At 39.2% G+C, this 21,929-nt stretch carries 20 protein-coding genes and 1 pseudogene; 4 read left to right on the plus strand and 17 right to left on the minus strand.

Going from position 1 to position 21,929, the window contains the following annotated elements:
- Nucleotides 1-71 precede the first annotated feature (71 nt).
- Nucleotides 72-1,826, plus strand: a complete 1,755-nt coding sequence (locus RHS_RS30860; RefSeq protein ID WP_395022124.1) for a sensor histidine kinase — start codon at nucleotides 72-74, stop codon at nucleotides 1,824-1,826.
- A 97-nt stretch (nucleotides 1,827-1,923) separates the two neighbouring features.
- Here the strand turns inward: RHS_RS30860 and RHS_RS11540 are convergent, their stop codons facing one another.
- The 6 genes from RHS_RS11540 to RHS_RS11565 all read right to left on the minus strand — a co-directional run bounded on the left by RHS_RS11540 (nucleotide 1,924) and on the right by RHS_RS11565 (nucleotide 7,376).
- The gene (locus RHS_RS11540) at nucleotides 1,924-3,474 is read right to left on the minus strand and encodes a response regulator (RefSeq protein ID WP_047833255.1); all 1,551 of its coding nucleotides are present in this window, start codon (nucleotides 3,472-3,474) and stop codon (nucleotides 1,924-1,926) included.
- 216 nt (nucleotides 3,475-3,690) lie between these two features.
- Nucleotides 3,691-5,415, minus strand: a complete 1,725-nt coding sequence (locus RHS_RS11545; RefSeq protein WP_161597331.1) for an ABC transporter permease — start codon at nucleotides 5,413-5,415, stop codon at nucleotides 3,691-3,693.
- Nucleotides 5,412-6,113 carry an ABC transporter ATP-binding protein gene (locus tag RHS_RS11550; RefSeq protein ID WP_027292958.1) on the minus strand — a complete coding sequence of 234 codons (702 nt, stop codon included), beginning with the start codon at nucleotides 6,111-6,113 and terminating at the stop codon, nucleotides 5,412-5,414. Before RHS_RS11550 ends, RHS_RS11545 begins: the two co-directional genes overlap by 4 nt.
- A gap of 189 nt (nucleotides 6,114-6,302) precedes the next feature.
- The gene (locus RHS_RS11555) at nucleotides 6,303-6,701 is read right to left on the minus strand and encodes a hypothetical protein (protein WP_027292959.1); all 399 of its coding nucleotides are present in this window, start codon (nucleotides 6,699-6,701) and stop codon (nucleotides 6,303-6,305) included.
- A 6-nt stretch (nucleotides 6,702-6,707) separates the two neighbouring features.
- On the minus strand, nucleotides 6,708-7,148 hold the full coding sequence (locus tag RHS_RS11560) for a LytTR family DNA-binding domain-containing protein (protein ID WP_027292960.1): 441 nt from the start codon (nucleotides 7,146-7,148) through the stop codon (nucleotides 6,708-6,710).
- Nucleotides 7,149-7,172: 24 nt separating this feature from the next.
- Entirely contained in the window at nucleotides 7,173-7,376 is a 204-nt protein-coding gene (locus RHS_RS11565; RefSeq protein ID WP_047833256.1) for a hypothetical protein, read from the minus strand.
- Between the two features lie 131 nt (nucleotides 7,377-7,507).
- On the opposite strand from RHS_RS11565, the gene fabV reads away from it, so the two are divergent.
- Nucleotides 7,508-8,674, plus strand: coding sequence for an enoyl-ACP reductase FabV (gene fabV / locus RHS_RS11570; RefSeq protein ID WP_044296346.1), 1,167 nt, complete (start codon nucleotides 7,508-7,510; stop codon nucleotides 8,672-8,674).
- A 2-nt stretch (nucleotides 8,675-8,676) separates the two neighbouring features.
- Here fabV and RHS_RS11575 read toward each other — a convergent pair whose 3' ends face one another.
- The 4 genes and pseudogenes from RHS_RS11575 to RHS_RS11590 all read right to left on the minus strand — a co-directional run bounded on the left by RHS_RS11575 (nucleotide 8,677) and on the right by RHS_RS11590 (nucleotide 12,252).
- Entirely contained in the window at nucleotides 8,677-9,579 is a 903-nt protein-coding gene (locus tag RHS_RS11575) for a site-specific integrase (protein ID WP_047833257.1), read from the minus strand.
- Nucleotides 9,580-9,699: 120 nt separating this feature from the next.
- Nucleotides 9,700-9,849: pseudogene (locus RHS_RS11580) on the minus strand (ACT domain-containing protein); the annotation flags it as partial.
- Between the two features lie 2 nt (nucleotides 9,850-9,851).
- On the minus strand, nucleotides 9,852-11,588 hold the full coding sequence (gene ilvB, locus RHS_RS11585) for a biosynthetic-type acetolactate synthase large subunit (protein WP_047833259.1): 1,737 nt from the start codon (nucleotides 11,586-11,588) through the stop codon (nucleotides 9,852-9,854).
- An 85-nt stretch (nucleotides 11,589-11,673) separates the two neighbouring features.
- Nucleotides 11,674-12,252: a TetR/AcrR family transcriptional regulator gene (locus RHS_RS11590; protein ID WP_047833260.1), complete on the minus strand. Its 579-nt coding sequence runs from the start codon at nucleotides 12,250-12,252 to the stop codon at nucleotides 11,674-11,676.
- 210 nt (nucleotides 12,253-12,462) lie between these two features.
- Between RHS_RS11590 and RHS_RS11595 the strand changes: the two genes are divergently transcribed.
- Nucleotides 12,463-14,112 (plus strand): diguanylate cyclase, encoded by a 1,650-nt coding sequence (locus RHS_RS11595; RefSeq protein WP_047833261.1) that lies wholly within the window; start codon nucleotides 12,463-12,465, stop codon nucleotides 14,110-14,112.
- Between the two features lie 107 nt (nucleotides 14,113-14,219).
- On the opposite strand, the gene RHS_RS11600 is transcribed toward RHS_RS11595, so the two are convergent.
- Nucleotides 14,220-15,254: a hypothetical protein gene (locus RHS_RS11600; protein ID WP_044288955.1), complete on the minus strand. Its 1,035-nt coding sequence runs from the start codon at nucleotides 15,252-15,254 to the stop codon at nucleotides 14,220-14,222.
- A 194-nt stretch (nucleotides 15,255-15,448) separates the two neighbouring features.
- Here RHS_RS11600 and RHS_RS11605 point away from each other — a divergent pair, with 194 nt between their 5' ends.
- The gene (locus RHS_RS11605) at nucleotides 15,449-16,321 is read left to right on the plus strand and encodes an AraC family transcriptional regulator (protein WP_047833262.1); all 873 of its coding nucleotides are present in this window, start codon (nucleotides 15,449-15,451) and stop codon (nucleotides 16,319-16,321) included.
- A 179-nt stretch (nucleotides 16,322-16,500) separates the two neighbouring features.
- Here the strand turns inward: RHS_RS11605 and RHS_RS11610 are convergent, their stop codons facing one another.
- The 6 genes from RHS_RS11610 to RHS_RS11635 form a co-directional block, all read right to left on the minus strand.
- Nucleotides 16,501-17,637, minus strand: a complete 1,137-nt coding sequence (locus RHS_RS11610) for an ABC transporter permease subunit (RefSeq protein WP_047833263.1) — start codon at nucleotides 17,635-17,637, stop codon at nucleotides 16,501-16,503.
- Nucleotides 17,624-18,511, minus strand: coding sequence for an ABC transporter ATP-binding protein (locus RHS_RS11615; protein WP_395022130.1), 888 nt, complete (start codon nucleotides 18,509-18,511; stop codon nucleotides 17,624-17,626). Before RHS_RS11615 ends, RHS_RS11610 begins: the two co-directional genes overlap by 14 nt.
- Nucleotides 18,499-19,251, minus strand: a complete 753-nt coding sequence (locus RHS_RS11620) for a bacteriorhodopsin (protein ID WP_027292971.1) — start codon at nucleotides 19,249-19,251, stop codon at nucleotides 18,499-18,501. The genes RHS_RS11615 and RHS_RS11620 overlap by 13 nt, the downstream gene beginning before the upstream one ends.
- Entirely contained in the window at nucleotides 19,244-19,801 is a 558-nt protein-coding gene (locus RHS_RS11625) for a sigma-70 family RNA polymerase sigma factor (protein ID WP_047833323.1), read from the minus strand. The genes RHS_RS11620 and RHS_RS11625 overlap by 8 nt, the downstream gene beginning before the upstream one ends.
- A 262-nt stretch (nucleotides 19,802-20,063) precedes the next feature.
- Complete coding sequence (locus RHS_RS11630) at nucleotides 20,064-21,335, minus strand: DUF4179 domain-containing protein (RefSeq protein ID WP_047833264.1); 1,272 nt, start codon at nucleotides 21,333-21,335, stop codon at nucleotides 20,064-20,066.
- Nucleotides 21,325-21,849, minus strand: coding sequence for a sigma-70 family RNA polymerase sigma factor (locus RHS_RS11635; RefSeq protein ID WP_027292974.1), 525 nt, complete (start codon nucleotides 21,847-21,849; stop codon nucleotides 21,325-21,327). Before RHS_RS11635 ends, RHS_RS11630 begins: the two co-directional genes overlap by 11 nt.
- Nucleotides 21,850-21,929 lie beyond the last annotated feature (80 nt).

Consider the following 21,929-nt stretch of genomic DNA (forward strand, 5'->3'; position numbering starts at 1 on the left):
ACCCATGCTTCCTTATATAATCTAATCACAGACCCGGAACGGGTAATACAAAAACTACTGGAGATCAACCTATGAAAAGAACAAAAAGTGCCAGACACCAGCATTCAATCAGTTATTATTTCCGAATTGTACTGCTTTGCTTTATCCCTGTCTTTATCCTTTACTTTATTGTCAGCAGTATCATTATCTCCGTCCTGCACAAACAGACCATGTCCTTTATCGAGACATCCGCTTCTTATTATACAGAGGAAATGAATACGTCTCAGGCGGCCATCAATTTATTCTTAATCGATTATGTATCAAATAAACTGTCCGAACATGTTGATTTTGAAAACCGAAATACCGTCTCCTACATTCAGGATGTCAAATCTATTCAGGCAGATGTCAAACAACTCCGTAACTATTATGGAACCCAATATAATTATTTTGTATATGACCGCAATGCAGATTATTTTTTCCCCTGTAATACCACCGGAACCTTTTATTATAAAGACCAGAGCGAACAGATTCAGGATGAAATTTTATCGGTGGTAAATACACCTGCCTCTGCGGCAGTTTCAGACCTTTGGAGCAATTACCAGGCAGGCTCTACAGTGTTCCTTATGAAATATTATCAATATAATGACTACGTAATGGGATGCTGGGTGGATGCAAAAGATTTTATAAGACCTTTCGCATCCATGAATCTGGGCCCAAAAGGTTTTATTACTTTAACAGACGAACAGGGGAATCCGGCAACGAATCAATCCCTGGTAAAAGAACAGAATATTTCCCTGACCACTCTAAACGATACGACCAAACAACTGTCACTGTTCAGCAAATACCTGATTCTTGGGTTTACCCTAAAAAAAGACCGGGTCAGCATTAAAATCATTGTAGACCAATTTGGTGCCTACGGTTCTATTTTCCTCGTTCAGATTGCAATATTTGTTTTCGTAATGATTTTGGTTGGGTTACTATTGTTAATGACCTTATATATGCGCCAGCAGGTTTTAAAACCTATTCGCTATTTTTCTGAAAATCTGGCAGTTTATCAGGAAGATGGACCTGTTCTGGATTTTAAAAGTAATGATATTATTGAATTAGAACTGGCAAATACCCAGTTTAAGAATCTGATACGGCAAATAAAGAAGCTGAAAATTGATATCTATGAAAAAGAACTGGAACACATGCAGATTCAAATGAACTATATGCAGCTGCAAATCCGCCCTCACTTTTTCTTAAACTGCCTCAACAGCATCTACAGTATGGGACAGACTGAGTGTTACGATGAAATGAACCAGATGATTGTATCCACTTCAGACTATTTTCGTTACATCTTTCAGTGCAAAGAGGATTTTGTCCTTCTGGATCATGAATTTACCCATACCAGGGACTATCTGGAAATTCAGAAAATCCGTTATGGATCCGGGTTCTATTATCACCTGGAGCAGCAGTCGGAAACAAAAGGAATACAGATACCTCCCCTCATTATACAGACATTTATCGAAAATTCAATCAAACATACTGTAACACTGGATGAAGAAGTGCACATTTCCTTATCAGCAAAGCTATTTGAATTACCGGATAAAAATCGACTGGAAATCCTCATTACCGATACTGGCAAAGGTTTCGATCCGGAGACCCTGGAAATATTAAATAAAGAACGCAGTCTGTCAACCACAGACGGCCACCGAATCGGAATTACCAATACCATCCACCGGCTGGATATGCTCTATGAAAACCAATACAGTATCAGCTTTTCCAATCTGAAAGACGGCGGAGCATCCGTATGCCTTCTGCTGCCAGCTAACAGAGTCCATACAAGTATCCCACTCCCATCTTGACCTGCATGACCCAGCCTAAACAAAGCGTCCCCTTACTCAGCGAAACCCAAATTTAAGTTGAAGTTGTGCACAGTAGTATTAAAATATCACAAATCATTTACTCCATTTTTTTCCGATATTCATTGGGTGTACAGCCTACCAGTTCCTTAAAAACCTTTGAATAATAAGAATAATTGCTAAATCCTGTATCTAAAGCGATCACATTAATAGGAATATCTGTATTAGCCAGAAGATCTTTTCCCTTTTCCACGCGAACCTTCATAACATAGTTATTTACAGAAATTCCTGTTTTCTTCTTGAACAGTTTTCCCAGATAATCCGGATTCAGATATACAATATCAGCAAGCGTCTTCTTATTAATTTCCTGCTCATAATTTTTCTCGATATATCCGGTCACAATATCGATGACCGACTTTGATTTTTCTGCAAATCCAGCATATTCCACTGCCCTTGTGATCATGTGTTCAAAACAGCTCTGATAATCCTCAATGGAACTCAATGCCCTTTTTTCATAATATCCGCTCTTCTCATCCATAAACAGGCGGTGTCCTTCGATTTCTTTTTCCTGCAGATAAGACAAAACCAACTGTTCCACATCCCGCTTAAATTTCCAAGCCACAGTATAAGTAAAAGTTTTCTTCTGGCACTGCTCCTGAATATATTGTCGAATGGACGTCAGAACCTGCTCCTGATTATTGTGTTTGAGAAATATTTCTATCTGGCTGATACAGGCAGGCGCATATGCCGATTCCTTTTGCAAAGCAGGCGGATATTCACAGATATTGTTTCTGCAGAACAAATCTCTAGAACAGACATTGGTCAGCTCCTCAAAAGTGTCCGCACATTCCCAAAGGGAAACCGGCTTACTCATACAAAAACCGGAATCGTAACCCATACACCGCCCAAGATTCTCCATTACTGATTTCAAAATCTGTTTCACCGCTTTTGATCCGCTGACTTTTTCGTCCAAACGAATAACCGCCAGGTAATAAAACATCTGCAAATCCATAAGAATCTCTGCCTTTGTCCGGTTCTGTAAAAAAACCTCACTCCATATATTCTTAAATGAGAAATCCAGTACTGCTTCCGTATACTCTGCCGTCTGATCATATCCGGGATAAATTCCTGCAAAGATGAGTATGAAAGTTTCTTCTTCCCGGTAATCCAGTTGTTTTTGTTCTGCCTTACGCATGAGCAGTTCTTTTTCATCTGTTGTTTCTCTTTGCAGCAGTTCCTGCCAGAATAGTTGAATAATACTTTTTTTCGCCTTTTCCTGTTCCCGGATCTTCTTTATTGCCTTTTGGATAATTTCAGTCAGTTTCCCGTAGTTCACTGGTTTTAACAGATAATCCAGACAGTCCAGCTTAACAGCATCCTGGGCATAGTCAAATTCAGCGAAACTGGTTAATATAATCGTTTCTATAGGAAGCTTTTCATCCCGAACCCAGGCAAGCAGTTCCAATCCGCTTCCCTGGGGCATTTCTATATCACACAGCATCAGCTGTATTGTATTTTCCTCAATCACTTTTCTCGCCTGGCGGATATTATATGCCGTGTAGACCCGTTCTACTCCCAGTTCGCGCCACATGACCTTCTTCTCCAATGCAGACACAACGAAACGGTCATCATCTATTATCAGTACGTTCATTTATTTCATTCCTTATCTTTTCATCAATTTTCAAACAGGCTAGTACTAATACATTATAATGTAAAGGGGCAGGATAGAAAAGTGTTTCGGTGTAATTTATTAAATTAAATCTGAGAATACATAAAAGAAGACTGCTTTTACACCACGAAAAAGTAGTATAAAAGCAGTCATCAAAGACCTATCAGTCAGGCGGTGCCAAAATCTTACCATCACAATTTAAGTCGTATAAGTAGCAAAATCCTCATTTCTTATGATCCTTTTTACCCCGGCATGAAAACTGCCCTGTACCAGTATATAAACAAGATTCAGAAGCACAAATATACCCACTAAAATAAATCCATTCGTTTGAAACGGTATATAATCCCCAATCTGCAAAGAGAGAGTCCGAAGGATTGAACGCACTAACATAATCCCCGGAATCAACGTGAGTATAAAGGAAATCCGCATGATGGGTCCATAGATATTAATCAGCATTTTCCGGATTTCTTTTACCTTATACCCCATGAGGTGAAGAATCAGAATATCCCGGGTACTGTCTTGAAAATTAATATAAAGGGCAAGAAAAAGAAGAATACAGCCAACTGCACAGCCCATCACCTGATTAATAACCGCACTGCTCTTATTGGAAACAGAATCTCGTTCCAGTTTATCTATCCTTTGCGCTTTTGTTATCACATCGCCACCCAGATTCAGATCTTTCATGCTCCATATACCATTGCAGTAATCCGAAGGCTGCGACAAATGCTTTGCCAGTTCCTGTTTGGAAATATATACTGAATCTGTCGCCGCATTAAAAGCAATGCCTGATATAACTACCTCATATTTACTATTATCAAGAGATAACATAACCCTGTCTCCCACCTGAAACCCATAAATATCATTTAAGGCAGCACCAATCACCACCTCTTTTTCTCCGGGAATGGAAAGAGGTTCTTGCTCCATATCTATCAATTCAAACAGTCCGTTTCCCACCTCCACACCAATCACAGTCTGCTTTACCTTTACACTTTTATTCTCTATCACACTATCGGCAGTTAAATATGGCTGAATTTCCTGCTCCCTTTTTGCTTCTGTGTCGGGATAAGGTATTGGTTCACGAAAATGAGTATCGTATAAATAATTGTGCCCCCTCGTCAGGGACTCAAAGATTTTCTGACTGCTTAGATTTAAGGAATATCCAAGGATAAACATGACAGAAAAGCTCGTAACGGAAATAATGATTAATAGAACAGCCACCGGCTTACGAAGTGCCAGGCGAAGAGCACTTCTGTTTTTAGGGGGAAATATTTCTGCAATCATATTGGCAAACCGCAAGCCAATAGTATATTTCGATTTTTGAATTACACCTGAAAGCAGCAATCCGCTTTCTTTTCTTCTTATATAAAAATAATTACAAAAGGTAATGAGTAGAAATACTGTTAACGGAAACATCACCCCCACAAATATACTCTTTCCATCCAGTGCCTTTATTAGCCCTGCCAGCATATACGTCTGTTCACCGGCACTTATCAGAATATCAGAAGCAAAATACCCGCCACCGATACCGGTAAGACTTCCAACTGCTGTAATCGCGGCTGTAAAAATAAGAAAAATACTCCGAATCTCCCTATCTTTAAACCCAAGTGCCTTCAGGCATCCAATCTGTCTATTTTCCAGCTTAAAAAAGCGGTAATAAAACATGCTGAATACGAATCCTGTCATACATGTAAATGCTAATAATACGTTTCCTGCAAGAATCGTGTTGGAATTCAGACCGTTAAGGTACAATAACTGTTCTTTACTTAGTGAAGCCAGCCCTTTTAAAATTTTCCTGTTCCCGTCTATGGAGAAATGGACAAAAAAGTACATAAACGATGTACAAAACGTCAAAACAAGCAGTAATGCCGTATATATTTTATTTTTCAATAATTCCCTGAAAAGCTGTTTATATAATAATTTCATATGCTTCCCCATACCATTTCTTCTGCCTGAATCGGATTAGCCTGATGCCGGTCCTGATGAATTCGTCCATCTTTAATGGTTATGATGCGGTCAGCAGTTTCTGCAATCTGCAGGTTATGGGTTACAAATATCACCGTAATACCAAACGCTTTCTGTAAGCTGTGCAGTAAAGATACTACTTTTTTGCTATTGGATTCATCCAGAGATCCGGTTGCTTCATCACAGTAGAGAATATCCGGCCTTTTAATGACCGCTCTGGCAATCGCAACTCGCTGCTGCTGTCCGCCCGATAAATGTGCTGGAAATTTATCCATCAGATCATCTATTTCCAAAATCTCAGTCAATTGATGAAAATCCAATGCTTCCACATGTTTATTAATTCCTATTTCGATATTTTCCCGAACATTCAGATTGTTTAGCAACAGATAATTTTGAAATATATTTCCGGTATATAACCGTTTCCAATCGGCAAGTTCTTCTTCTGACATCACAGTAATTTCTTTTCCTTTATGGAATACCGTTCCTGTGGTAGGTTTTAGAAGTCCGGAAAGTATATTTAGCAGGGTAGATTTGCCGGATCCGCTAGGCCCAAGCAGGACATTAAAGGTATTTTCTCCTATGTCTAGTGTGATTCCATTTATTACTTTTTCCTTATCAAATGTTTTCGTAATACTGTCTGCTTTTAATATGGATGTCATATCCTGCCTCATTCTATCTTTTTATTTTCAATCTTTCATTCTTTTAAGCTTTGGTCTTTAACTTTTAACTTTTTAATTTTCTGTTCTTATAATTCTTTTAACTTTTCACTCGTTACTTTTAACCTTCTTTAACCTTTAATCTTTAATCTTTTAATCTTAATCATTAATCTTTTATCTTCTATTATTCAATTACTCTGTTATTTCTTTGCGCAGCTCTAATTGTTGATTAATATATTCCACATCTGTCTGCATTCGGAATATGCCAATAAAGCATCCGATCAGATATACTGCTATTCCCAGCAGAATCAGAACCCAGAGGGGTGTACTGCTGTACCAGCCAAAAAAATATCCAGATAAAATCAAAACAGCCAGTACATAACCGATTTCCACCGCGATTTCTACAATAAAAAACTTACTTTCAAAATGCTGTAATAATGCAAGCCCCAGATGGATGAAGATATTAGCAACTAATGTCTGGTATACACTTACAATAAATAAAAAACGCGCATGATAGAGTGTTGCAACAAAAGCAAGTAAGACCAGGGAAAGTCCGGTAGTTGCAAGACAATTTTTCATCATATTTTTCAATTGCTGTCACCTCTCCTGTAATTTTTCCCGAATGGAGCCCACATATTTTCTAGTAATATTGATCTTTTCTCCATTTGTCAATGTAGCCTCCATTTTACTGTTCAGCAGAGGACGTATACCGGTCAGCACATTCAGATTGATGATACATGCTTTGCTGACCTGCACAAATCCGGCATTCTCCAGTTCTTCCTTCAATTGATACAATCGCAATTCCGAACGGTATACTGCATCACGGCAATACACAAATGTTCTCTTATCCACACTCTCTATATAATAAATATCACCTGCATTGACCCATAATTCACTGGAATCAAAAGTACATTTTACCGTTTTGTCCACCGTCTCTATGAAAGCAGCAAGCCGTTTTACGGTCTGATTCAATCTGGCATATTTTATAAGTACCTCTATATCTTCCTGTGTTAAGTCTTCTTCTAATTTTACCTTCATATGTTTCCTCCAGTATAAAGTATTTTAAGCCATTGGCAATAGCTGTTGTACTAAAGTGCAGATATTACGTACCAACATGCAGTCGGATTCCTTTGGATTTATAAAAATATAGTAGGACGGTGGTTTTGATTTGTCAACAATAAATGCAGCACTGGTAAGCGTACTGGATGCCCCTTCTCTGTCCATAATCCGCGAAGCGGCATCCTTAATTATGATATGTTTTTTCATACTATCATATTTCATCTTCATAACACTATATAATTAAATTCTAATCTGGAAATTATGTATTGGCTTTTCCATTAGAATATGGTAGAATTTGTTTTGATATTCAAAGTATCTATTATAAGGAGGAAACTGAATTGGTAATTGAACCAAAAGTTAGAGAATTTATCTGCACTACTGCCCATCCGGACGGCTGCCGTGAAAATGTAATGAGACAAATAGAATATACAAAAAAACTAGGTAATACAGAGGGTCCAAAGAAAGTCCTGATTATCGGATCTTCTACCGGATATGGTCTGGCGTCGCGAATCACCGCCACATATGCCTGCAATGCTTCTACCCTAGGCATCATGTTTGAAAAGCCTGCTGCCCCGCCCCGCAGAACCGCTACACCAGGCTGGTATAATACGAAAGCATTCGAAGAAATCGCACAGGCTGATGGTTATTATGCAAAAACAATTAATGGAGATGCCTTTTCTGAAAAAGTAAAGCTGGAAACAATAGACATCATAAAAAAAGACCTTGGGAAAATCGATATGGTTATTTACAGTCTTGCAGCTCCACGCAGAACTTTAGGTGACGGTACTGTTTATTCCTCAACCTTAAAAACGGTGGAGCAGGATTTTACTAATAAATCATTAAATCTTAAAGATAATTCTATTTCAGAAGCTACCATTCATCCTGCATCGGAAGAAGAAATAACAGCAACGGTTAAGGTTATGGGCGGCGAAGACTGGATGGACTGGATGAAAGCCCTTTCTGAAGCTGACGTACTGGAACCAAATGCCGAAACAGTTGCATATTCTTACATAGGACCAAAGCTGACCTATCCGGTATATTACAATGGAACCATCGGCATCGCAAAGAAGCACCTTTACGATACCTCCCTTCAAATAAATAAAGATTTTTCCCATAAAGGAATTCATGCATATATATCCGTAAATAAAGCCCTGGTTACCCAGGCAAGTTCCGCCATTCCCATTGTTCCGCTATACATGGCGATACTTTATAAGGTAATGAAGGACAAGAACCTGCATGAAGGGTGCATTGAACAGATCAACCGGCTCTTCCGGGAGAAATTAAATTGTGGATGTCCGGTTGCTGACAAGGAAGGCCGCATCCGTCTGGACGATTATGAAATGAACGAAGATATTCAATCCCAGGTCATGGAATATTGGGATCAGGTAAATTCCGAAAATATAAATCAGTTAGCAGATATGACCGGATACTGGGATGATTTTTATCATATGTTCGGATTTCGGTTTGATGATGTGGATTACACAAAAGATGTAACGCTGGAGTAAATTCAAACAACGGGCGGTTCTATCTTTATTTTTACAAGATCGTTTGCCGCCTTACTAAGATTTTCATTGTATAACACGTTGTCGTAACGCTTTATATGCATCTGAGTGATGCCAAGCTGGCCTGCAACCTGCTCCGGCTTGGCACCATAGGCGAACATAATGCTGCCGCAGGTATTTCTCAGGTCCCTGGCACTGTATCCCGGTACACCTGCAGCCTTCGTGAGCTTCTTCATCATTAAATGGCAGTATTGAACATTTAATTTACTTTGTGAACGGTTGTAAAACAGATATTCACAGTCTTTTCTTATGCTTAAGTAATGTTCCAGAACTGCAGCTACATCTTCCGGAACATATCGTAGTTCATCACTTTCCTTTAAGATTATAAAGACTCCATTTGGATCAGCCACAAGATCATTGGGTTTTAAGGCACAGACTTCTGTAGAAGAAAGTCCCATACGTCCAAATAGGACCAGCATGGTATAGTACATTGGGTTGCTTTCTGCCACTTTTAAAAGTGCATCCAGATGTTCCATGGGAACAGGACTAACAAGCTGATCTGCTGACACCAGTCTGATTAAATATTCATAGAAAAAATCCTCAAATCCAGCCGGTGCCTGATATTTTGCTTTATCACGGGCAACGTACTCGGAAAATTTATGGATTTCACGGATCTTCTTTCCCATCGTTGTCGCTTTCATTTTTCCATCTCTAACTTTTGAAAGCAAATATTCATAATATCTGTCAGCCTCTCCTTTTTTCGTCTGCAAAAGATCCTTCTTGCAAAAATCAATATACTCATTTATATCACCGCAATAGCTGCTGCGGGAAATAGCTTCCAGCTTTTTTGAAAAATCCAGCCAGGCATTGTTAGTTTGCCAGGAAGCATATTCACTGGGTTTTCTCATAAATGTGGCCTCCTTCCGTAAATTTAGATTTGATAAAGCAGAACTTCACTAAAATTTATAATAAGTTTAACATACTATCATATTAGATGCAATTCCTGATAGCCTCAATTGCCACACTTCCACCGTCATGCGGGAAATGGAGATATCCTCTGTTGAGCCTACAGTTAAACTATTTAAATTATAGGATTTACCAGAAAACAAGCCTGCAATGCGTGCCAAAATACCAACTTCATTTTCAACTAAAAGACTGATCCATCGTTTTTTCATCATCGTTAATTTCCACCTCCAATTATCATATCTTTCAGGGGATTTCCCGGAGGAACAATCGGCAGTACGTTTTCTTCCCTTTCTATTATAAATTCAATCACCGTAGGTACCTTTTCATTTTTCTTTGCCTTTAATAATGCATCCTTAATATCTTCTTTTTTCTGTACCCGGATACCTGTGGCACCATAACTTTTTGCCAGATGAATAAAATCAGGGATATATTCCGGGCAGCATTTCGTTGGCGTATTGCATGTAATGGAACAGCTTTTTCGGTAGCGCATACACGTACTGGAATATCTTTTATCATAAAACATCTCCTGCCATTGCCGGACATTTCCCAAGTATCCATTATTAAATATGCAGATGATAATCGGCAATTCATAGACAATGGCAGTTGCCATTTCCTGTATGTTCATTTGAATACCTCCATCACCGCAAATTGTAATTACATCCTTATCCGGATTTCCTAATTTTGCTCCAATGGCTTCCGGAAAGCCGTACCCCATCGTGCCTAAACCGCCGGAAGTCAACATTTGCTTATCCTCTGTTAATTCCAGAAACTGAGTAGCCCAGAGCTGATTTTGTCCTACATCCGTCGTAATTACCGCATCATCAAAGGTGTCGTTGATTTCATTTATAACGGCCAGTGGTGTCACACCCGTTGCCCTTTTTTGCTCTGTTTTAAGCGGATGCCGCTGTTTCCAAGTGTAAATCTGTTTTATCCATGCTTCTATTTCTAAAGGTTGTGCTTTATCCAAAAGTGTAAGAATTGCATTTTTAGCATCTGCCACAATCGGAATATCAACTACGATATTCCTGGAAATAGATGCCGGATCAATATCCACATGGATAATAGCTGCCTTTTTAGCAAACTCACTTACTTTTCCGGTGATCCGGTCGTTAAAACGAACTCCGATGGAAAAGAGTACATCACATTCACTAATTGCAGTATTTGCCGCATAACTGCCATGGATACCAAGATTGCCGATATATAGAGGATGATTGGTTGGAACGGCACCTTTTCCCATAATCGTAGTTACAACCGGTATACCAGTTTTTTCTGCCAGTTTTGTCATTTCCCTGCCGGCATGAGCAATGTTGACTCCGCCGCCTAAAAGGAATAATGGTTTATCCGAGCTCCCCAGGCATTCCAATGCCTTTTTAACCTGGCCAATATGTACTGCAGTGTTTGGTTTGTAACTCCTAACTTCAATTTGTTCGGGATAAAGATCACTTCCCATTTCCTGTTGGATATCTTTTGGCAGGTCAACGACAACCACACCGGGCTTACCGGATTTTGCAATATAAAATGCCTTTTTGATGGCCGCTGCCAAATCCTCACGTTTACGCACCGTAATGGCATATTTACTGATGCTTCTGGTGATACCGACAATATCAACTTCCTGAAAAGCATCATTTCCAATCAAATGAGTTGGCACCTGACCGGTAAAGCAAACCAGGGGTACGCTGTCATAATTGGCCGTTGCAATACCTGTTACCAGGTTTGTTGCACCCGGACCGCTTGTAACCAGACAAACTCCCACCTTACCCGTTGATCGTGAGTAACCATCAGCGGCATGGATCAATCCCTGTTCATGGCGGGGCAGAATAACATTGATACCTTCTGTTCCATAAAGTGCATTGAATAAATCTATGGCCTGCCCGCCGGGATAAGCAAATAGCGTATCTACCTTTTCTTCTTTTAATGCTTTCACAAATAAATCTGCTCCTGATATTTTCATTGTATATTCCTCCTTTTTGTATGCAAGTACTTGCTTGCTATATAGCTATTTTTTAACGGTACGCTCATGAGATTGTACCGTTGCTTTATTTTTGTAATATTCCATTAACAAATGTTGTAACCGTTTGTTTTATAAATAGATCCCGATCTGTTTTAATCAGATTTTGTTCAAAGGAAGCACTGAGAAATGTATAACCAAATGTGCTTGAAAAAATAGTCATTGCCAGACATTCAAAATCTGAATGTGATACCTTACCCTTCTGCTCCATTTTTACTAAATAATCAGTTAACGAAGATATAAATGTCTGTGGTATTTTCATAATTAATGGAGCTACTTCATCATAGATCTGCGGAGCCCGAAGTCCAATCGAAAGTTTTACAAAATCAGATGTTATCCGGTTCATGTATTCCATCATAAACATCTCCAGATCCGGCTGTAAATCCCACTGAACATTTTGAAATATCTCCGGAGTGATATTTCCCCTCCATTTTTCCTGTTCCATTCCACACATTATTATTTGCTTTTTATTCGCAAACTTCCGAAACAATGTACATTCATTCACCCCTGCTAACCTGGCAATGTCCTTCGTGGTTGTCGCCACATAACCTTTACCTCTTACTAAAGTCAATGCAGCATCTATTATTTTTTGGCTTGTATCATCCATTTTTCTCGCCTTTCTGTTATGCAAGTAAGTACTCTCATTCTATTAAATATAGTGGGTCTTGTCAAGCAGTTATTTATAATTAAACTCTATATACAAATTCTATAAATCGCTCTATTGGGTTTACTATTCTGTCTCAGGATATAATACTGGTGTAGTAACTGTTATAAAATAAAGAAAATACAAAAATCATTAAAAAAGGAGCGATTTCTAATGAAATCTTTAAAGACTAAAGTAATTGCACTTGTTTTGGGATGCATGCTATTATCTTCATTTGTCATTGGAAGTTTCAGCATTTTAAGTTCAAAACGTGCCGTATCAGCCGATTCTGCCCAGATCATGAATTTAATTTGTGAAAATAAAACACAAGAAATCAGCGCTCTTCTATCCAGGATTGAACAGTCAGTTAACACACTGACCCTCTATGCTTCCAGACAGATAGAAAGCACTGAAAAATTTAAAACGGATTCTGCTTATGTGGATCAGTACACAGAACATCTAACAGACATTGCAATCAATGCAGCAACAAATACAGAAGGTGCCATGACTGTTTATATACGTTATAATCCTGAATATACCAGTCCCACATCCGGACTGTTTTGCAGCAAAAGCAGTACTGACAGCACCTTTCAACCGCTAGAACCTACTAATCTTTCCCTCTATGATTCATCTGATACCTCCAGGGTCGGATGGTTCTATGAACCTGCAAAAAACAAAAAGGGCACCTGGATGGCACCTTACTTGAACGATAATATCAATATTGAAATGATTTCCTTTGTAATTCCATTTTACGTTGATGATGTATTTATAGGTGTTGTTGGAATGGATATTGATTTTAGTGTACTTCAGACAATTGTTGACGAAACTAACGTTTATCAAAATGGGTATGCATATTTAACAGATGAGAAAGCTAATCTCATTTATCATCAGGACTTGCCCCGGGGTACATCGTTAATGGATTATAATAATGGGGAGTTTCGGGAAGCTGCAGAAATGCTTCTTCAAAATTCCAGCGAGAACTCTCTGATATCTTATAGCTATCACGGCTATCAGCGAAAAGCTGCATTTCGCAGCCTGCAAAATGGAATGAGGCTTGTACTAGCCGCTCCTATCTCAGATATCGACAAACAGGCTAACCTGCTGATACTGCAGATTTTGATTGCATCATTTGTGATTGTGGCGCTTACCGCCATACTAACCTTTATTTTTACCAGGCGACTTGTGAAACCACTGCTGGAACTGACTGCAGCAGCACAAAAAATAGCTGCGGGAGATTTAAGCATTTCCATAACTCATCATTCCAATGATGAAGTAGGAACTTTGGCTGAGAGCTTTCGTGAAACTGTCAAACATCTTCATAAGTACATATCCTATATCAATGAGCTTGCATATCGTGATCCACTCACAGGTGTAAAGAATAAGACTGCATACCTAGAAGTTGCAAACAAAATGGATGAGCTTGCCAGATTAAAACGGCCCGAATTTGCTGTGATCGTTTTTGATATTAATGGGCTGAAAAATGTAAATGATACCTATGGACACGACTTTGGTGACATACTAATCGCAGATACCTGTAAAATCATCTGTCATACTTTCAAACAAACTCCCATCTACCGGATTGGGGGGGATGAATTTGTGGCGCTGTTAGAAAATGATGATTATAAAAATAGTATCCAATTACTGAATCAGCTGCAAAAGGATATTGATGCTTACAATGAACAGCCACATAATACAATCGAAATTTCTGTAGCAAAAGGAATTGCTGTCTATTCAGAGGCAACTGACTATACATTCCAGGATGTATTCAAAAGGGCTGACAATGCGATGTACTATAATAAAGCAAAAATGAAATCCAGCGTTTAAGTACAATTTATAAAAACAGCAGTAAATATCTTTACACATATTTACTGCTGTTTTCCTGGAAACAAATAAAATCTTTCCGCGGGGCGGAATTTTTTACCACGCACAAGCTATATCTCTTTTGATGTCGCAACTGCAATAAACCGTTCCTCTTTATCATTACATGCACAGTAATAATGGTATACAATCCCATTATTTTTCAGCACAAATGGTTTATGGGCGAAAGTATTCTCCCACTCTTCTTCAGGCTCAATCAGGGGCTGCCCTTCCCATTTCCTCCAGTGCACCAAATCCCTGGATACCGCAAAGGTGTCAAAAGCAGTACATATACCGTCTTTAGACATTGCAATAAAATAATTCATTACCCACAGATCCCCCATTTTTATAATCTGAGGATCACCGGAAATGAAGTTTCCTTTGGTGTCTCCGTTATCTATGACGGGATTTTCTCCATAACGTTCCCACCTCTCCATGTCTTCCGATACGGCAATCCCGATTCGCTCCGGCATATCAGCAGCTCCTTTGCAATTATAAAACATCACAAACGGATAGCCTAAAGTTTCCTCATCATCGCGAAATACATATGATTTGTACAGGGTAAATGCTTCAAACCACCTGCTGTCCTCATCGTCCATGCGCAGTATCGGCTCGGCTTTTACTTTCCATTCTTTTGCCTGGGTTGGATCATCGGTGCATGCCAGACCAATATGCAGTGGCGGTGTCTCATAACCAGGAAGCGCTCCTCCAATATAGGTTGCCCAATATTTTCCCTGATAAGAATGCAGTGCATGATCTCCTTCCCATGCGGTGTCCATCAATGCCAGACCTGCATCTACCTGACATCCGTCCCAGCCTGCCTTGCTTCTGGTGAGAATCCTTCCGCTTTCCTCCCAATGCAGTAAATCAAAGCTTTTAGCAAGATAGGTATCATATCCCATATTTTCTGCACTGGGATTTATTGCTGTGTACATCATATACCAGATTCCGTCTTTTTGGAAGATTGTGGGGCAGTCTGTCAACTGCTGTTCCTTTTTGATGACTGCTCCCCATTTATAAGGTGTCTGCAGTTCTCTATATACTCGTTCCATCTCTTCATTGGAAACAAATGGAGTATCCTTTATATTTTTTTCTAAAATTGGTATCATGCTGATTTTCCTCCTGGTTCTTCATGCTTTTGCCTGTTGACAAGCATAATTATATAGAATATATTTAGGAAAGTATATGTTTTCCTGGAACCGTCATTTGTTATTTTGGAAACTAAAGCAGTATTTATCATTCAGTATAGTATCCATCTTTTCAAAGCTTCCATTTACAATAAATAATATGAAAGGGGATTTTTATGCCTGTATCTACATATAAAACAGCCTATCTATCCAATCTCTCCCACAGCATGCCTTCTTTTATTTTTTGTGGGCGTAAAGACTTTGTGCCAAACGAAGTTCATGTTAAAAGAATTTTTCCCGCATTTAACATCATGTTTGTCCGTTATGGCTGTATACACATTATGGAGGATAACCAGCTTTACATTTTAAAGAAAGGGGACTGGTTTATACAGACTCCGAATCTGCTGCATTATGGGGTGCACCCCCAGCCGGATCCGGCATCTTTTTATTTCATACACTGCATGCCCCTGGAGGAATGGAATATCAGTGATCGGGGTGTTCCCACTGCGCCTTCTATGGAAATCCTGGACACCGGTTCAGGCATGTTTCCGCCCTATTTTAAACTGCAGATGCCATTGCAATCTTCCTGTTCAGAAAGCACAATGGAACTGGCCGAGCAATTCGTAACACGATACCATCATAATACCCTGTTGGAAAACCAGAGTTCTTTTCAACAATTGCTTCACAGTATGATTCAAAAATCACGCAGATTTACATCGGAACAAAACATTGGAGATGATATTGCAGCTTATATGTATCTTCACTTTTTAGACCGAAATTTCAATCTGGATCTGCTATGCAGTAAATTCGGATTTACCCGGCAGTATGTTACAAAACTGCTAAAAAAGAAAACAGGGAAATCGTTCCTGGAATACATCCGTTATCTTAAAATTGACTATGCCAAAAAGCAGCTGTCTGCAGGAAACGTACAGATAACTGCTTTGGCTGAAAAACTGGGATACAGTGATACGGCAGCTTTTAGTCATATGTTTAAAAAAGAGCTGGGGGAGTCCCCCAACTCTTATTGTAAACGCGTATTTCAAGCATAGGATAGAGAAAATATAGTGTTTTACTTTGCAACACTGATGCAAAAATGCTGTTACTAACATGAATAGCTTACAGTGTTTCTCTCACGGTTCAAAGCGCTTGGTCGCGTACATCGGGCCGTTCATATATGGGATTATGTCCCGCCCCAGGAACAACGGTTAAGGTTTTTACCTTGTATAGTCTATCCCGCCTGGTACCTCATATATTTCCTTACGCCGAAGATACTGCCTCCCAGAATCAAAAGGAATGAACACCCATAACTTAAAAAACGTTCTATTGGCATTCCCCCTGTCAATATATTAGCAGGCAGATAGATTGGAAACCATTTGACTATCATACTGCATAACATAATAAACCTGGTAGGTCGTAACGGCGACAAAATGATTGAGTAAATAATTAAAGGCAGAAGATACATCAGCAGTCCCCAGATCAGCGCAGCAAAACTCTGTTTATGCCTGGCGGAAAAATATAGCGTTATACAGGTGGTTACCCAGGATGCAATGAGTCCTGTTACCACATATTGTAACAATACATCTCCTACTGTTCCATAATTTGTTTTTGAAAAAGCCAAATCTGGAAAAACCAGATCTGCACTTACGGAAAACCCACTGATTCCATATGCGGCTGCAAAAGCACTAAATACCAGGGCAGTGACCGCCAAATATAAAATTGAAGAAAAGCATAGTGCCGCCAATATTTTAGAAACTGCACTTTTTCGTCTTCCATGTACGGTAATCAGAAGGATATCCGCCGTATGCAGAGCATATTCATCGGAAAATACAGGCGCTGCCGCAATGATAATCAGAACGGAAGTGATCACCATAACCATCATCTGCATCTCCCGAAAATCGTTTCCCCATCCATCTGTGTAACCAAAAGTGTGCGATCCATCCATTAGCTTAGCTATATTCGGTGAATCCTGCTCAGTAACCAGCCTGATTTTTTCTTCTCGGTCAAACCTTTTCGTTGTTAAATTTTCCGTGATATATTGATTGATGCTGTTTTCATAATATCCTTGTTCTGTATTTCCGGTTTTAACGTCTACATCCATTTGGTCAGCTTCAATGGTATATCCAAACCGTTTTATGATATCCTGCACTTTTTCTGTTGTCAACGGTCCCGCATACTCCTGAGCTGTCTTGATATTTTCCCTGATTGCGGCTGTTCTGGTATAGCATTTTCCATCGATATACATATATTCACTGCCAAGAACCGACATCCAGAAGTAAAATGCCAGAAACAGGAGACTACCGATCAAGCCGAAATATATTATTTTTTTTGAATAAATTTTGAACAATTCCATTTTAAAAATTGTCATGCTGTCCACCCGCTTCCTCTGTAAAATACAAATATACATCTTCCAGATTTGGTTCTTCCGGGACAGCATTTTCCATAGGCTTTTCTTTTGCAATAATACGAAGCATTACCTGTCCATTCATATTTTTCAGGTTGCTGATGGCATATTTACAGTTATATTCTTCAGCCTTATTTTCAGGAACGAGACATTCCCATACGCTGCCTCTGGCAAATTCTGTAAGATCATCGGGCACTCCCTGTTTTATAATCCGCCCCTTTTTCATGATCAATATTCTGTCTGCTATATACGCAATATCCGAGACAATATGTGTGGATAAAATTACGATGCGGTTGCTGCCAAGTGCGCTGATAATATTGCGGAAACGGATTCTTTCCTTGGGATCTAGTCCTGCCGTAGGTTCATCTAAGATCAGGATTTCCGGATCATTCAGCAGAGCCTGGGCTATTCCAAGCCTTCGTATCATCCCTCCGGAAAAGGTCTTTATTTTCTGTTTTGCCTCCCCAGACAGACCTACCAGTTCTAATAGCTCCCTGCATTTTTCTTTTGCCATTTCCTTTGGCAATGCTTTTAATGAAGCCAGATACATCATATAGCTCCATGCCGTAAAATCCGGATAGTAACCAAATTCCTGTGGAAGATATCCCAGCATTCTCCGGTAATCTCCACCCAGTTTCTGGATCGGGCTCCCATTACACAGAACCTCTCCTTTAGTAGGCCGCAGTATATTACATATCATACGTAGCAGCGTTGTTTTACCTGCCCCATTGGCACCCAGAAGCCCATATATTCCATTGTTAAAAATAAGGTCTATATGGTCAACTGCCGCCTTTTCGTTGTACTGCTTACTTACCCCCTCCAATTTTAATTCCAGCATAATTCTTTTCCTCCCGTCTTCAGTTTACGTAATAATGCATAAATTTCAATTGCCAATAATATGGTTCCAATTAAGAATACTGCTGTCCATACCGGCAGATAAACTGTGCGGTAAACCCTGGGAATGACAGCCGGTATTGCCGATCCGATACATAAGAAAACAGCCAGGATTATCTGTATCCATTTTCTTCCTGAATTTCTGCCTGCAGACACAAAAAACAGGTAACAGACATTTGACACCACAAACGGAACTAAGATATACAAGCACACTGCAAAAATACTGTACTTCATTTTATCTGCCACGCTAAAAATCATTGCCGTCAAAATACAAAGGTCTATTGCTCCTGAAATCAGCATTTTTATACTCCATATCTGTCCCAGATTCAGAAAACAGCTCTGCTCCAGTTCTGCCATATTCCAGGACAGGCTGCGGCTGATTTCAAATACAGACACCAGTCCCATCAAGGCTGCCAGCATGGATGCCCCGATCAGATACTCCTGCATTTTATCCGGAACCACCCCATACTGTGTAAATAGCAGGATTGCTGCAGCTGCTAAAAGTGCCTGCCCGCTCCAATATTCTTTGGAAATATATTGTAACTGGATTTTCAGTATCTGAAGTTTGGAGGGGCTGTACCTGACTTTCTTCAATTCAACATCCTGACGGATATGATTTAATGCCGCTGCTCTTCTATCCTGGTCAATGAAAATCCGTGGGTCCGGGATATCCTTTTTATTCATAGAAATCCTCCTTCTTCAATAGATGTTTTATCTTCTCCATTCCCTGCTTCATTCTGGATTTCACCGTTGCCGTCTTCGCACCGGTCATTTTACTAATTTCTCTGTATTTCATTTCATAATAGCAATGAAGAATAATGACCTCTTTCTGCATCTGCGGAAGAGCTGTCAGCGCCTTCCATATATAGCCCGAATTTTCTTTCTTTATCATTTGAAACGTCAGATCATCTCCCGATATCTGTTCTGCTTCATATCCCGCTTCTTCATCATTGAGGGAAATATCCACCTGCCGTTTTTTCTCTCCATGATAAAAATCACGGCAGACATTCATTGCTATTGTCAGAAGATATCCTTTTAAATTGCGGTAACGGTAGTTATCTATGTAACGAATAAAACGAAGAAATGTTTCCTGGGCAAGATCATAGGACTGGTCCCGGTCTCCGGTCTGATAACAACAAAACCGGTAGATGTCATCATAATATTTTTCTGCTATATCATTTAGATATTGTTTATTGCCATGTTGTACTTCATGAACCAACTGCCTGTCATCCAAGTATCTTCCTCCTCCTATGTCTTTTTCTCCATAGCTTCTCTTTCCTTCTAAAACTAAACTTTTTCTCCATAACTTTTCTTTCCTTCTAAAACTTTTTCCTCCATAACTTTTCCTCCACAACCTGTCTTTCTTGTTAAAATTGACCCTTATATTTAATATAACTGATCTCTGCACAAAAAGGTTTTAATTATTTCAAAAAAATACTGCAGGCCTACACATTTTTAATGTGAAGCCTGCAGTATCATATAAATTTGCACTTATTTTATTTGGTTAAATCTATGTCTATGCCGTACAATGCTCTGGAAGCCATTGCTTTCTGGTCTTTTTCCTTAAAAGTAGAGATTGCATTTTCTCCCACATAGACAGACAGTTTCGTTATTTTCCTTCCCTGCAGCGGATATACCTGATAAGATCCGTTTTGGGAACCTTCCTCATAGCTAAAATCCAGTTTTTGGCCATTTTGATCGAAAACTGCCGCTGCATAATCACCGGTTGTCGCAATCCAGTAATTCTCATCTATCTCTTCATCAGTCAGATCCTTCCAAGTATTCCCCTCCTTAAGTGCCGCTGCTTTACCCTCTTTATAATATTTTTTCTTAACTGCAAAGATCTCTTCCTGATTGGCATATAAGCCAGGCAGTATGGTTTTCACCTTGACCTCATACGGTGTTACGATCACTTTTTCTATACCAAATCCATTGCTTTCCTTATTTATATCATATACTTTTACAGAATCTGTATCAACCTTGACATTTAAATCCATCTGCCAATTCCCCTGTGTTGTAACCAATGGAATTATTGGCTCATATCCTTCCTTAAACTTAGGCTTTTCATTTTCTCCTACCGGTATCTCATATTCCTTTTCATTTTTTATCGATTCCTCTGCCAATTTACTGTCTTCATAGGTTATCGAATCCAGATTCAGCTTAAGATTGAAAGATTTATCTGATTGGGTGTAGTCCTCATCCAGATCTATTTTCATCATTCCCTGAAATGTATGTTCATCAATTAAACGCCCTTCTATTTTGCTTATTGCATTATCCTGCAATTCTCCTCCTTCACTAATCCGGGCATTACCTTCGAGCATTAAAGTTGGCAGATGCGTTATTCCATCTTCGTCAGTGTACTCATCATACATATTCTGAAACGGCTGCTCTCCCGAAATGGAAAGTGTTACATAAATGGAACTTCCATCACAATAAGCCTCTTCTGCTTTCACTAACAGCCCTGCATCATTTGATTCCATAGCAGCACCCTCCAGATTTTGTGCCTTTTCAGAAAAATTTCCTGAAAACTCTACTTCATTTTCTATATCTTTAAAAATCCCCCCAATCACCGGTATCTCAGCTGCTAAAACAGGATTATAAAATCCCCAAATAAAAAATGCTGTAATTAAGGCTACTGTACTTCCGGCGCCCAAGGTCACCTTTTTTATTACCTGCTTTTTACGGATTTTTTTCACCTGTTTCATGCCTCCCATAATTGTTTCATCCAAACGATCCGACGTAGGTACCTCATTCCAATTATTGAACATAAATATAATCCTCCTTTAAGTATTTGCGTAATTCTTCCCTGCCTCTACTCAGATATGCTTTCACTGAGCCTTCCGGAATATCTAATATATCTGCAATCTCATTTACTTTTAAGTCATCAAAATATTTCAGTAATATAACATTTCTATATTTTTCTGGTAGTATATCGATAGCTGCATACAGATCCCATTTTTCTTCCAGTGATACTTCCCCTTCCGGGGCTGAAAGGGGAAGGTCATCATATGGTACCTGATCTTTGTGGCTGCGGAAATAATCTTTTGATGCATTGATTAAAATTCTGGTCAGCCATGTTTTAAAATATTTTGGTTCTTTCATAGTTTTAATAGACGAAAACGCCTTGACCACGCAATCCGAGACGATGTCCAGAGCAGCATCTTCATTTTTTGCATAAAGATACGCAGTCCGGTACAAATAAAGCTTATGCATCTCGATTAATTGCCCGTAAGCATTCACATTGCCATGCATTGCTTTCTTCGCCAGTTTTATTTCATCCAATTTTTCTTACCGCCTTCCTCATGTTTTTCCGGAAAAATCATGTTTTGTAAGATTTGTTTTAATTTTACACTATTTAGACG

Origin of the sequence: Robinsoniella sp. RHS, assembly GCF_001029355.1 — a bacterium.
GTDB lineage: Bacteria > Bacillota > Clostridia > Lachnospirales > Lachnospiraceae > Robinsoniella > Robinsoniella peoriensis.

Coding starts and splice junctions, on each gene's coding strand:
- RHS_RS30860 (WP_395022124.1), top strand. CDS start 72: ATGAAAAGAACAAAAAGTGCCAGACACCAGCATTCAATCAGTTATTAT.
- RHS_RS11540 (WP_047833255.1), bottom strand. CDS start 3,474: ATGAACGTACTGATAATAGATGATGACCGTTTCGTTGTGTCTGCATTG.
- RHS_RS11545 (WP_161597331.1), bottom strand. CDS start 5,415: ATGAAATTATTATATAAACAGCTTTTCAGGGAATTATTGAAAAATAAA.
- RHS_RS11550 (WP_027292958.1), bottom strand. CDS start 6,113: ATGACATCCATATTAAAAGCAGACAGTATTACGAAAACATTTGATAAG.
- RHS_RS11560 (WP_027292960.1), bottom strand. CDS start 7,148: ATGAAGGTAAAATTAGAAGAAGACTTAACACAGGAAGATATAGAGGTA.
- RHS_RS11565 (WP_047833256.1), bottom strand. CDS start 7,376: ATGAAAAAACATATCATAATTAAGGATGCCGCTTCGCGGATTATGGAC.
- RHS_RS11575 (WP_047833257.1), bottom strand. CDS start 9,579: ATGAGAAAACCCAGTGAATATGCTTCCTGGCAAACTAACAATGCCTGG.
- ilvB (WP_047833259.1), bottom strand. CDS start 11,588: ATGAAAATATCAGGAGCAGATTTATTTGTGAAAGCATTAAAAGAAGAA.
- RHS_RS11590 (WP_047833260.1), bottom strand. CDS start 12,252: ATGGATGATACAAGCCAAAAAATAATAGATGCTGCATTGACTTTAGTA.
- RHS_RS11595 (WP_047833261.1), top strand. CDS start 12,463: ATGAAATCTTTAAAGACTAAAGTAATTGCACTTGTTTTGGGATGCATG.
- RHS_RS11600 (WP_044288955.1), bottom strand. CDS start 15,254: ATGATACCAATTTTAGAAAAAAATATAAAGGATACTCCATTTGTTTCC.
- RHS_RS11605 (WP_047833262.1), top strand. CDS start 15,449: ATGCCTGTATCTACATATAAAACAGCCTATCTATCCAATCTCTCCCAC.
- RHS_RS11610 (WP_047833263.1), bottom strand. CDS start 17,637: ATGACAATTTTTAAAATGGAATTGTTCAAAATTTATTCAAAAAAAATA.
- RHS_RS11615 (WP_395022130.1), bottom strand. CDS start 18,511: ATGCTGGAATTAAAATTGGAGGGGGTAAGTAAGCAGTACAACGAAAAG.
- RHS_RS11620 (WP_027292971.1), bottom strand. CDS start 19,251: ATGAATAAAAAGGATATCCCGGACCCACGGATTTTCATTGACCAGGAT.
- RHS_RS11630 (WP_047833264.1), bottom strand. CDS start 21,335: ATGTTCAATAATTGGAATGAGGTACCTACGTCGGATCGTTTGGATGAA.